10 protein-coding genes are annotated in these 12,492 nt (G+C 68.5%); 7 read left to right on the forward strand and 3 right to left on the reverse strand.

What is annotated here, in order from left to right; translation table 11 throughout:
• The 5 genes from D3H34_RS09215 to D3H34_RS09235 all read left to right on the forward strand — a co-directional run.
• Window positions 1-3,461: beta strand repeat-containing protein (locus D3H34_RS09215; RefSeq protein WP_205736700.1), on the forward strand; the 3,461-nt coding region annotated here is incomplete at its 5' end.
• A 54-nt stretch (window positions 3,462-3,515) separates the two neighbouring features.
• A complete protein-coding gene (locus tag D3H34_RS09220; RefSeq protein WP_119553154.1) occupies window positions 3,516-5,420 on the forward strand; it encodes a TolC family protein in 1,905 nt (634 codons plus the stop codon).
• Between the two features lie 17 nt (window positions 5,421-5,437).
• Window positions 5,438-6,232, forward strand: a complete 795-nt coding sequence (locus D3H34_RS09225) for an efflux RND transporter periplasmic adaptor subunit (RefSeq protein WP_147400413.1) — start codon at window positions 5,438-5,440, stop codon at window positions 6,230-6,232.
• Window positions 6,233-6,260: 28 nt separating this feature from the next.
• Window positions 6,261-7,613 (forward strand): efflux RND transporter periplasmic adaptor subunit, encoded by a 1,353-nt coding sequence (locus D3H34_RS09230; protein ID WP_119553156.1) that lies wholly within the window; start codon window positions 6,261-6,263, stop codon window positions 7,611-7,613.
• Entirely contained in the window at window positions 7,607-9,736 is a 2,130-nt protein-coding gene (locus tag D3H34_RS09235) for a site-2 protease family protein (protein ID WP_119553157.1), read from the forward strand. The genes D3H34_RS09230 and D3H34_RS09235 overlap by 7 nt, the downstream gene beginning before the upstream one ends.
• A gap of 64 nt (window positions 9,737-9,800) precedes the next feature.
• Here D3H34_RS09235 and D3H34_RS34645 read toward each other — a convergent pair whose 3' ends face one another.
• Window positions 9,801-9,935, reverse strand: coding sequence for a hypothetical protein (locus D3H34_RS34645; protein WP_286185572.1), 135 nt, complete (start codon window positions 9,933-9,935; stop codon window positions 9,801-9,803).
• A gap of 149 nt (window positions 9,936-10,084) precedes the next feature.
• Between D3H34_RS34645 and D3H34_RS09240 the strand changes: the two genes are divergently transcribed.
• Window positions 10,085-10,582, forward strand: coding sequence for an arsenate-mycothiol transferase ArsC (locus D3H34_RS09240; RefSeq protein ID WP_119553158.1), 498 nt, complete (start codon window positions 10,085-10,087; stop codon window positions 10,580-10,582).
• 35 nt (window positions 10,583-10,617) lie between these two features.
• Here the strand turns inward: D3H34_RS09240 and D3H34_RS09245 are convergent, their stop codons facing one another.
• Window positions 10,618-10,938, reverse strand: a complete 321-nt coding sequence (locus D3H34_RS09245) for a hypothetical protein (RefSeq protein WP_119553159.1) — start codon at window positions 10,936-10,938, stop codon at window positions 10,618-10,620.
• Window positions 10,939-11,208: 270 nt separating this feature from the next.
• On the opposite strand from D3H34_RS09245, the gene D3H34_RS09250 reads away from it, so the two are divergent.
• Window positions 11,209-11,463 carry a hypothetical protein gene (locus tag D3H34_RS09250; RefSeq protein ID WP_119553160.1) on the forward strand — a complete coding sequence of 85 codons (255 nt, stop codon included), beginning with the start codon at window positions 11,209-11,211 and terminating at the stop codon, window positions 11,461-11,463.
• A gap of 216 nt (window positions 11,464-11,679) precedes the next feature.
• Here D3H34_RS09250 and D3H34_RS09255 read toward each other — a convergent pair whose 3' ends face one another.
• Window positions 11,680-12,366 (reverse strand): class I SAM-dependent methyltransferase, encoded by a 687-nt coding sequence (locus D3H34_RS09255; protein ID WP_119553161.1) that lies wholly within the window; start codon window positions 12,364-12,366, stop codon window positions 11,680-11,682.
• Between the last annotated feature and the right edge of the window lie 126 nt (window positions 12,367-12,492).

Raw genomic sequence — 12,492 nt, forward strand, 5'->3', positions numbered from 1 at the left:
ACAGCGGGGGCGCCGAAGTGACCGAGGCGATCGCACTGACGGTGACAGACCGCGACGGCGATGTGGCCAACGGCACGCTGACGGTGCTGATCATCAACGACACGCCGACGGCGAATGCCGACAGCAACGCCATCACCGAGGACGGCACGCCGAACACGGTGTCGGGCAGCGTGAAGACGAACGACCGCGACGGCGCGGACAACGGCAACAGCGTGCCGGTGACGGGCGTGAGCTTCGGCGGTGCCGCAGGCACGGTGGGTTCGTCGATCACCACGACCTACGGCAGCATCGTGCTGAACGCCGATGGAACGTACACCTACACGCTGAACAACGCCGACCCACGCGTGCAGGCGCTGACGGTGGGTGAGACGCTGACAGAGGTGGTGACCTACACCATCACTGACGCGGACGGCGACACCTCGACCTCGACGCTGACGATCACCATCAACGGCGCGAACGACACACCGGGCGTGACTGTGAACGACGGCAATGGCGCGGCGACCGGGCAAGTGACCGTGTACGAAGCCGGCCTGACTAGCGCAGGCGATACAAGCGAGACGGTGGCAGGCACTTTCGCGATCACCTCGCCGGACGGTGTGGCGAGCATCAACGTGGGTGGCACGACGATCACGCTGGCGCAGTTGCAGGGCCTGAGCCCGGGTTCGCCGCTGGTCATCAACACACCGAGCGGCCAACTGACACTGACAGGCTTCACGGGGACGACGCTACCGAATGGCGTAGTGACTGCAGGCACGGTGAGCTACAGCTTCACCTTGGGCGCAGCGCAAAACCATAGCGCAGGCGAGGTGACCGAGGCGATCGCGCTGACGGTGACGGACCGCGACGGCGATGTGGCCAACGGCACGCTGACGGTGCTGATCATCAACGACACGCCGACGGCGAATGCCGACAGCAACGCCATCACCGAAGACGGGACGCCGAACACGGTGTCTGGCAGCGTGAAGACGAACGACCGAGACGGCGCGGACAACGGCAACAACGTGCCGGTGACGGGCGTGAGCTTCGGCGGTGCGGCAGGTACGGTGGGTTCGTCGATCACGACGACCTACGGCAGCATCGTTCTGAACGCGGATGGCACCTACACCTACACGCTGAACAACGCCGATCCGCGCGTGCAGGCGCTGATCGTGGGCGACACGCTGACCGAGCAGGTGACCTACACGATCACCGATGCGGACGGCGACACCTCGACCTCGACGCTGACGATCACCATCCACGGCGCCAACGACGTGCCGGGTGTCGTGAGCAACGACAACAACGGATCGTCCGCAGGCCAGATCACTGTGTTTGAAGCGGGGTTGACCAGCATCAGCGACACGAGTGAAACGGCCCCCGGCACTTTCACCGTCACGTCGCCCGATGGCATCGGGAGCGTCAGCGTCGGTGGCACGGTGGTGACGCTGGCGCAGCTGCAGGGCCTGAGCCCGGGCGCGCCGATCGTGATCACCACGCCGTACGGCCAGATCAGCCTGACGGGCTTCACGGGTACGGTGCTGCCCAACGGCTTGGTGGTTGCCGGCACGGTCAGCTACAACTACACGCTGGCCGTGACGCAGAACCACAGCCTGGGCGCGGTGACCGAGGACATCGCCCTGCGCGTGACCGATCGCGACGGCGACGTGGCCGACGGCACGCTGCGCGTCCTGATCATTAACGACACGCCGACGGCCACCGACGACAGTGCCGCCATCACCGAGGACGCGACTCCGAACACTGTGTCGGGCAGCGTGAAGGCGAACGACCGCGACGGCGCGGACAACGGCAACGGCGTGCCGGTGACGGGCGTGAGCTTCGGTGGTGCGCCGGGCACCGTGGGCGCGTCGATCACCACGACCTACGGCAGCATCGTGCTGAACGCGGACGGCACCTACACCTACACGCTGAACAACGCCGATGCGCGGGTGCAAGCGCTGATCGTGGGCGACACGCTGACCGAGCAGGTGACCTACACCATCACCGACGCGGACGGCGACACCTCGACGGCGACGTTGACCATCACGATCCACGGTGCCAATGACGGCCCCTCGCTCGTCGTGGACGACAACAACGGCGCGGGCACCACCGGCCAGGCCACGGTCAGCGAGCGCGGACTGAACGACGCATCCAATGCAAGCGAGATCGTGTCGGGCAGCTTCGTCATCGCCGCGCCCGACGGCATCGGCAGCATCACGGTGCATGGCACGGTGGTGACGCTGGCCCAGCTCACGACCCTGGGGACGCAGCCGATCACCGTCGTCACCGACAAGGGCTCGATCGTGCTCACCGGCTTCGACGTCGCGACGGGCACCGTGCGCTACACCTACACGCTCGGCACCGCGCAGACCCACGGCACCGGCGAGGTGACCGACGACATCGCGCTGGTCGTGACCGACCGCGACGGCGACGCCGCGCAGGGCACGCTGCGTGTGTTGATCCTCGACGATGTGCCCACGGCGCGAGACGACACCACCAGCATCGGCACCGAGCGCCCGAATGCCTCGGTGAGCGGCAACGTCTTCGGCGGCGCGGGCATGGGCGCGGGCGACGTGGCGGACCGCCTGGGCGCCGACGGCACGGCCACGCCGGTGACCGGTGTCTCCTTCGAAGGGCAGGCCGGCATCATCGGCAGCGCGCTCGCCGGCCGCTACGGCAATCTGCGCCTGAACGCCGACGGCAGCTACAGCTACTCGGTGAATGCGAGCAATGTGCGCGTCGCCTCGCTGGGCGAAGGGCAGACGCTGACCGAGGTGTTCGATTACGTCATCACCGACGCCGACGGCAGCACCAGCACGGCGAAGCTGACCATCACCATCCGCGGCACCTCACAGCATCGGCCGCTGGCCGGCGACCAGGTGTTCCCGGCCGGTTTCGGCGACACCAGCCGCCGCATCGACCAGTCGGTGACGCCCGCACTGTACGTGCAGGTGGCGGTGCAGGAGTCGCAGCGCCTGAGCCAGACGCTGTCGGGCGCCATCGCCGCGCGCGCGCTGGGCGGCGACCGCATCTTCGGCGAGGACCGGCCCACCGACCTGTGGGGTGAACCGCAGGGTGTGGACTACGCCGATCACGTGAGCCGAGATGGCGTGGCGTTCTCGCTGCGCATGGTGCGCGACGTGGAGCAGACGCTCGCGCTGCGCGGTGTCACGGCGGGCAAGCTGGTCGACGGCGCGAGCCCGCTCTTCGGCGACTTCGACAGCTTCTCGGTACCGCAGGAGCCGTCGCCGCAGGCCCGCGAGGCACCACCGCAGCCGCGCGACGGCGCGCGCATCGTGGTGCCGCGCGCCGAGGCGCCGCATTCGTCCACCGGAGCCGCACAGGCCGGTTCGGCCGCTGCCGCGGCCGAACCGGCGCGCTCGTTCTCCAGCCGCGTGGCTGCGGCAGCCGCGGAGCGCGGGACCGTGCGCGACGCAATGAAGCATTCGCAGCGTGCCACACCCACCGTGCGCGTTCCCTCCAGTTGATCGACGCCAGAAGCCTTCCGGAACCTCCCGAAACCCTTCCATTCATCGAGCACCATGACCGACATCCAACAACCGATCGCATCGACGCTCCGCACCCCCCTGTCATGGACCGCCGCCGCGGCTGCGCTCATGCTCGCGGGTTGCAGCATGACCCCGGTCCAGCTCACGCGTGAAGACATCGTCGTGCGCGTGCGCAACGACCAGAAGCAGCTCTACAAGGACCAGGCGGCGGTCGCCACGCCCATGACTTATTCCGAGGTGCTGGCGCGCGCGCTGAAGTACAACGCCGACTACCGCCTCAAGCTGATGGAGTCGGCCCTGGCGCGCGGCCTGCTCGATGTGTCGGCGGCCGACATGCTGCCCAAGCTGGTGGCCGACGCCGGCTACAACGACCGCAGCAACGATTCGGGCGGCACCAGCATCGGCATCGAGGACCGCGTGGTGAGCCTGCGGCCCTCGACCTCGGAGCAGCGCTCGCACTACTACGGCCGCGCCACGCTGTCGTGGAACGCGCTGGACTTCGGCATCAGCTACTTCCGCGCCAAGCAGGCGGCCGACGAGGTCAACATCTCGGAAGAGCGCCGCCGCAAGATCCTGCAGAACATCGCGCAAGACGTGCGCAGCGCCTACTGGCGTGCGATCGGCGCGCAGCAGCTGATCGGCGACGCCGACCGCCTGGCCGTTCGCATCGAGGACGCGCTGAAGAAGTCGCGCGAAGCCGAGCGCGCCGGCGTGTTGCCGCCCGCGCAGGGGCTGGCCTACCAGCGCGCGCTGCTCGACGCGATGTCGCTGGTCAACGCCAAGCGCCAGGAGATGCAGTTCGCCAAGCGCGAACTGGCGGCGCTCATGAGCCTGCCGCCGGGTGTCGATTTCACGCTGGTCGAAGGGCCGCAGGACGGCCGCGCACCGGTCACGCTGGACATCGACAAGCTGGAGATCGCCGCGCTGGAGAACCGCGCCGAGCTGCGCGAGGAAGACTACAAGGCGCGCATCGGCATCGCCGAAACCAAGAAGCAGATCGCCTCGCTGTTCCCAAGCCTGAACCTGTACGCCGGGGCGCGCTACGACTCCAACTCCTTCCTCTACAACAACAACTGGAGCGACGCGGGCGTGAGCCTGTCGATGGACCTGTTCCGGCTGGCCGCGATCCCGGCGATCAACCGCACCAACGACGCACGCAAGAAGACCGACGAGGCCCGGCGCCTGGCGTTGACCATGGCGGTGATCACGCAGGTGCGCGTGTCGGCCGAGCGCTACAAGCTGGCGGTGGTCGACCAGGAACTGGCGGCCGAATCGAGCCGCGTCGACCAGCGCCTGTCCAGCGTGGCCAGGGCCGGCGCCAGCAACCAGATGGAGAGCGAACTCGAGGCGCTGCGCGTCGATTCGCGCGCGCTGGTGTCGCGCTTCCAGCTCGCCACGGCCTATGCCGCCACGCAGACTTCGTACGGCCGGGTGCTCAACTCGGTCGGCGTCGACCTGCTGCCGGCCACCGTCGCCAGCACCGACATCAAGACCGTCGCGCAGGCCATCGAGCAGAGCATGGCCGAAGGCGAGAAGTCGGTGTTCCTCGAGGCGGCCCTGATCCAGACGAAGAACCGGCCGGTGAGCGTGCGCGTGCGCGACCTGCCGCCGGGCGTGAGCGAAGCGGCGGTGCGCGCGGCGGTGGAGCGCATCGTCACGCGCAACGAGCTGGTGTCGTCGGCTTCGGGCGACGCGCTGGTGCTCACGCTGGCCTTCCAGCGCAACGTGCCGCAGGTGCGCGGCACCACGCGCGCGCAGTGGCGGCTCACGCTGGCCGAGCCGGGCGGGCGGCAGCTGCTGACGCAGAACTACACCAGCTACGTGCCGGCCGTGACGACGGAAAGCGCCATGAGCGCCTTCGCCGAGGCGGCGACGCTGTCGGTGATCTCGGATGTGCGCCGCCTGGCGCGCACGGGGGCCACGGTGACGCAGAAGTGAACGTGAACGAGCACCTGATGAAGCCATCGCGCCACACCGTTCTTCGCGCCATCGTTCTCCTGTCTTGCGCCCTGGGCGGTGCGATGCAGGCGGGCGCACAGCCTGCGCCTGCCGCGGCCCCGCCGCGCAGTGCGCCGGGCAACGCCGCGCCAGTGCGTTTTCTCGTCGTGGCCGCGCAGGAAAGCGTGCTCTCGGCGTCGGCGCCGGGTCGCTTCGCGAAGGTGCCGGTCAGCCTCGGCGACACGGTGCGCGCCGGCCAGGTGCTGGCGTCCTACGAGTGCGACGAGATCCAGGCGCGGCGCGCGGCCGCGCGCGCCGAGCATGAAGCGGCCAAGGTGCAGTACGTGGGCAAGCTGAAGCTGCAGGGCCTGCAGTCGGCGGCCGAGATCGAGGTCGAGCTGGCCGCGGCCAACGTGAACAAGGCGCAGAGCCAAGTCCGCATCTTCGATGCGCAGATCGCGCAGTGCAATTTCGTGGCGCCGTTCGCCGGCAAGGTGGCGCGCGTGCATGTGAAGGTGGGGCAGGGCGTGAACCCCGGCGCACCGGTGGTCGAGCTGGTCGGCAACGGGCCGCTCAAAGCACGCATGAACGTGCCCTCGCAATGGTTGGCCTGGCTGAAGACCGGCCAGCGACTGGAAGGTGCGGTCGACGAGACCGGCGGTGTCGTGGCGCTGAAGGTCACGCGTGTGTCGGGCCGCGTGGATGCCGTGAGCCAGACCATCGAGATCGAGGCCGAACTCGTGGGCGACGGGGTTGGCCAGGTGCTGCCGGGCATGAGCGGCCAGGTGCGCGCGCCGGCCAGCAAGGGATGAGCAGCACCGCACGCGGGGCCTCTTCTTCGTGACCGATCTCGCGTTCCACGCCCTGGCCGCGAAGGTGCGCGCGGCGCAGCGGCCGGCCGACCTGGCCTTTCTGATCTGCAACGAGACCCACGCGATCGCACCGTATCGGCAGGCCGCGCTGGTCGGCTTCTTCGGCGCACGTCGCACGCGGCTGGTGGCGCATTCGGGGCTGGCGGACGTGGAGTCCGACTCGCCCTATGCGCTGTGGCTGGCGGCGGTGGCCGACCACCTGAAGCCGCGGCTGGACGAACTGCCGGCGGTTGCGCGCGTGCTGGCGCTGTCGCCCGGCATGCTGCCGCCCGCGCTCGCCGCGTCGTGGGCCGACTGGCTGCCTGACCAGGTGTGGGTGCTGCCCATGGCCGATCCCGAGGGCCGCTCGCGCGCCGCACTGTTCCTGGCGCGCGAGGCGCCGTGGCCCACCGAGTTCGACGCCAAGGCGCCCGAGTTCCTGCTGCTGCAGGCCGCTGCGATGTACGGCCACGCCTGGTGGGCGCTAACCGGGCGGCGCCGGTCGCTGGGCACCATGCTGCGCGAGCTGTGGGCGCGCAAGCCGCTGCGCTGGGCGCTGGCGCTGCTGCCGCTCGCCCTGCTGGTGCCGGTGCGCGAGTACGCGCTGCTGCAGGCGGAAGTGATCTCCACCCGCAGCCAGGTGATCGCCTCGCCGCGCGACGGCGTGATCCGGCGCATGACCGTGCCGCCCAACACGCCGGTAGAAGCCGACCAGACCATCGCCGAACTCGACGACACCACGCTGGACAACCGTCTGGCCGTGGCGCGCGCGGCGCTCTCGACCGCCCGGCTGGAGTTGCACCAGGCCTCGCAACGGGCCATCGAGTCGCAGTCGGCCAAGGCCGAGCTGAGCCTGGCCGAGGGCAAGCTGCGCGAGCGCGAGGTGGAGGTGAATGCGCTGCAGCGCGAAGTGGCGCAGCTGCAGATCAAGGCACCGGCCAAGGGCGTGTTCGTCTACTCCGACCCCGACGACTGGGCCGGCCGTCCGGTGCAGACCGGCGAGCGCGTCGGGCTGTTGGCTGACCCGGCGGCGCTCGGCGTGCAGGCCTGGGCGCCGGTGAGCGAAGCGGTGAACCTCGCTCCGGGTGCGCCCATGACGCTGTTCCTGCGCGTGGCACCGCTGGACCCCGTGTCGGCGCAACTCGACTACGCCGGCTACCAGGCGATCGAGGCGCCCAACGGCGTGGCCAGCTACCAGCTGCGCGGGCACCTGAGCGAGCCGTCGAGCGTGGCGCGCATCGGCCTGCGCGGCACGGCGCGCGTGTCGGGCGAGTGGACCGTGCTCGGTTATCTGCTGTTCCGCCGGCCTTTCGCAGCGGCGCGGGAGTGGTGCGGATGCTGAGCGGTGCGACCGCGCTGGGCCGTGGTGCCCCTGCGGGCGGCGGCGCCACATCGCCACCGCCGTGGCCGGCATTGCGCGAGGAACTGCAGATCCATCCGACCGGCGCCAACCGCGATGGCTCGCCGGCCTGGCACGTGTGCGATCCGGTGCGCAACCTGTTCTTTCGCATCGGTTGGCTCGAGTTCGAGATCCTCCTGCGCTGGGACATGGCCGATGCCGCGCGCATCGCACAAGAGATCGCGCGCGACACCACGCTGGCGCCCGATGCCGACGACGTGGCGCGTTTCCAGGGCTTTCTCGAACAGCACCAACTGCTGCGCACGGTGCGCCGCAAGCCGCCGATGCCGGCCTGGCGCTGGCTGCTCAACAACTACCTGTTCGTGCGCATTCCGCTGGTGCGGCCGGCGCGCCTTCTCGAGAAGCTGCTGCCCTGGGTTGGCTGGCTCTACAGCCGCTGGTTCGTCGCATTGACCGTGCTGGCCGCCGGTGCCGGCGTGCTGCTGGCGGCGCGGCAGTGGGACACAGTCGCGGCCAACCTGCGCGGCGCCATCAGCTGGGAAGGCGTGCTGGGCTTTGCGGGTGCGCTCATCGTGTCGAAGCTGCTGCACGAGATGGGGCACGCGCTCATGTCCACGCGCCACGGCGTGCGGGTGGGGCACATGGGCGTCGCGCTGCTGGTCATGTGGCCGATGGCCTACACCGACACCGGCGAGAGCTGGAAGCTCGCCCGCTCGCGGCACCGATTGGCCATCGCGTCGGCCGGCATCTGCGCGGAGCTGGTGCTGGCCGCGTGGTCGACCCTGCTGTGGGCCTTCATGCCCGACGGTGACCTGCGCAACGCGCTGTTCTTCCTGGCGACCACGGCCTGGGTGTTGACCCTGGCGGTGAACGCCAGCCCCTTCATGCGCTTCGACGGCTACTACATGCTGACCGATGCGCTCGACTTTCCGGGCCTGCACGAGCGTGCCGGCCAGCAGGCCAAGCGCGCGCTGCGTCGCTGGCTGCTGGGCTTCAACGACCCGTCGCCCGAAACGCTGACGCCGGGTTTTCGCCGCTTCCTGATCGCGTTCGCATTTGCCACGTGGCTGTATCGGCTGGTGCTGTTCATCGGCATCGCGGTCATCGTGTATCACGCCTTCTTCAAGGCGCTGGGCGTGTTCCTTTTCATGGTCGAGATGGGCGTCTTCGTGGTGCGCCCGGTGATGGCCGAGTTGCGCGTGTGGCATGCGCGGCGTGACGAGATCCGGCCCGGGCGACGCATCGCGGCGGCGCTGCTGCTCGCGCTCGGCGCGGCGGTGTTGCTGGTGCCGTGGCACGGCGGCATCTCGGCCCCGGGCGTGATCCGGGCCGGTGTCGAGCAGCCCGTGTTCTCTCCGTACGCGGCGCGGATGGCGGCCATGGAAGCCAGTGACGGCGTGGCCGTGGCGGCGGGCCAGTCGCTGGTCACGCTCGAGGCACCCGGCCAGTCCGAAGAGCGCGAGAAGGCGCGTGTGATGTCCAGCGCCTACGCGCGCGCGGCGCGTGGCGCCATGGGCCTGGAAGAACGTCCGGCGGCGCAGCAGGTGCTGGCCGAGCAGCAGGCCAGCCGCTGGGACACCGAGCGGCGCGCGCGCGATGCCGAGCTGCTGCGTTTGCGGCTGGTGGCGGCGCATGGCGGCACGATGCGCGACGTCGATCCGCTGCTGCAGTCAGGCACCTGGGTCGCGCCGTCGCAGCTGATGGCAATGGTGGTCGACGGTCGGCGCTGGCGTGTGGAAGCGCTGGTGCCCGAGCACGACCGCCAGCGGCTGGCGGCAGGCAGCCGCGCGGTGATCATCGTGAAGGGCCGCACGCGCAAGCTCGAAGGGCAGGTGCGCGCCATCGACAACAGCCCGGTGCGCCGGCTGCCGCATCTCTTGCTGGCACAGGACCATGGCGGCCCGATCGCGCTCAATCCGACCGCGCAGAAGAAAGACCTGCGGCCAGCCGAAGCCTGGTTTCGTGTGACGGTGGAGGGCGAGGACGACACGCCGGTGGACGTGGTGCGCGAGGTTCGCGCGCATTTCGAAGGCACCCGCGAGAGCCTGGCGCGCCGCTGGATCAATGCGGCGACCTCGGTGCTGATCGAGCAATCCGGGTTTTGACTGAACAAGCGCGCCCGCTTGAACCGGCCGGCGCGTGCCGGCGGGCATTGGCCTGCGGTCTGCCTTACAGCCGGGTGCGCTCGGCGGGCGGCATGTCCTGGTCGGAACGCAGGACTGCCAACATGCTCATGAGCGTCACGCCCGCGGCAAGACCGACCAGGAAGGCAAGAACAACAAGGGAGGGGTCGGATGTCCACATGCGGTTCCAACGCCGATCCACCCTCCAAGGTTTACCAATGTTTACACTTATTTGCGGTGCTCGCGGGACAGAGGTAAACAGGCGTCAGCAAGAGGGTCGCGCGGCCCCTGCACACACCTGCCACACCGCGTGGCTATAGTTTTTCGACCATGCAACAACGGATCGAAGTCGTCTTTGTCTCCCGGCGCAATTCACTGCGCAGCGTGTTGGCCGAGGCCTGTCTGGCCCACCTGGATTCGAAGCGTTTCGCGGCGCGTTCGTGCGGCCAGCCGGGGCGGCTCGCGGCGGATGTGCATCCCGCGGCTGTCGAGGCATTGGGCGGCGCCGGCATCGCACTGCCCACGTCGCCGCCGCGCAGTTGGGACGTGTTCGCGCGCGTCGGGTCGCCCCGGGCGGATTTCGTCATCACGCTGGACCCGTCGCTCGAACCACTGCAACCGCGCTGGCCCGGCCAGCCTGATGCGGCCCTGTGGGCCTATCCCGACGTGGTGGCCGACAGCAGCGGCGCACAGGACGCGGTGCACGGCGCGGTCCAGTTGCTGTATTCGCTGAGGCGCCGGCTGGAACTGCTGGTCAACCTGCCGATGCCGGGTGCGGACCGCGTCGCGCTGCGCGCCGACATCCGTGACCTGGCGCACATGCGCTGACGGCCCTCATTCAGTGAGCGGGTGCTCTTGCGTGCTCAGGGATGGGCGAGCCGGAGCACGAAAGTCTTGGTGTGCGGATCGGTGAGAAACACGTGTGCGGCCTGCCAGGCCATCTGGTGCGCGTCGCGCCAGGCGGTGGCGTACTTGATGTCCAGGCGCGTCATGGGCGGCTCGTCGAGCTGCTCGAGCCGGCGCCAGAGCCGGTAGCAATGCGCGACCTGTCGAGAGGAACCGAGCAGTTCCTCGAGTTTGATGCGGTAGGTGAATGCCGCCACCATCACGTCACGCACCGTGACGTTCCTTCCCTCCACTTCGACGGTGTAGAGGTGCTCTTCTGTGTAGGTCTCGTCCTTCATGCGGCGGCTGCAGGGGAGGCGGGTCGGACGGCATCGACTGCCGTGGCAGGCCGATCAGGAGGATGCGCGGAAAGGGGGAGACGGATCACGGCCGCTCCATCCTAGACGGCACGGCATGTCGCTCCGAGTGCCTAAAGTCATGTTGTTGTTTACACATGGCGTTTACTTTTGTCGGTCTGCGTGAAATTGTTATTAAAAGAAATTAAATGCTAATACCTAGGAACTATTTCCTGGAGTGACGACGGCAGTAGCCCTAAGCTTCACTCCGTCATGAGCGCCCCACAGCAACATCTTTTCGTCGAACTGCCCGACGGTTGGTCCAGCAAGATCGATATCACGCAAACCGCCGGCGGCGGCTATGCCGGCGTTGCCGAACTCAGCCTGGGCGGGCACAAGCGCGGCGTTCTCGTCTTCATGCAGCAACCTTCGCAAGACGCAGCACTTGCGCGCGTGCGGCTGCGAGCCAGCCAGTTCGCCCGCGAGCGCCTTTCGCTGACCGGGTCTGCGGGCACGCGACCGAGCTGATCTTGTTCATTGCGCGGTTGAAGTTTGGCTATCTCCGCCATCGGGATTGCCAAACCCGCTGCGCCCGCAAGCGGTGCACCATCTAGCTTCACTGATCTCACTGATGGAGCGCGCAAGATGTTGTTGAAGAATTTCAGGAAATTTGTAGGCGCCGCCATATCGCTGGCCGGAGTCTTGGTGCTGGTGACGCAGCAGTTCTGAGCTGCCGGCGCGGTGTCAGGCCGCTTGCGCCACCCAGCCCCTGAAAGCCAGGCCGGCATAGAACAGGCGCACATTCGCAAAGCCGGCTTCTTTCAGCAGTTCCTCTTCCTGCGCCGGGCTCAGCAGCGACAGCGTCGCCCCGATCGCGGAAGCCGCCTTGCGTGCGTTGTCCGGATCGACACCTGAAGCCACCGCGAAAGCGACATATCGCGAGAGCCACAGGTCCCGCTCGCCATCCGCCTGGGGAAAGCTGAGATGCGCCATGACGAACGGCGCGCCGGGCTTCAGGCGGCGACGAATTTCCATCAACGTCGACTTTCGTTCATCGAGCGTCAGGAAGTGCATCGTCAACAGACAGGTCGCCGCGTCGAAGGGGCCTTCGGGTGACGTGTCGGTGTAGCCGTGGTGCAGCACGACCCGCCCACCGAGCGCGCCGAGGGTCGCCACGGCAAGGTCGAGCATGGGCTTCGACGGATCGACACCGACAAAGCGCCACAGGGGATGCGCCTGCGCGAGTGCCTTCAATTCCATCCCGCCGCCGGCGCCGATCACCAGGACGTTCGCGGCGTCCGGGGCCTGCTCGGCGACCAGCAATCGCGCCATCGTCTGCAGGTCGTGCAGACCTGGCACCAGGCGGGCGGTCTTGTCGGCGTAGTTATTGGTGGCGGACGCGTCGCCGAAGGCGGAGGTGGGTTGGGACATGCGGACAGTCTATGTGGGCGTCGCGCAGTTCGCAGGGGAAGGGTTGCTGGAGAATCCAGCCAGACGCGGGCCGTGCCCGCGCGATACAGCTACAAATCAATTGAAAGTCTCACGTGAGCCCGAAGG

The organism is Acidovorax cavernicola, assembly GCF_003581445.1.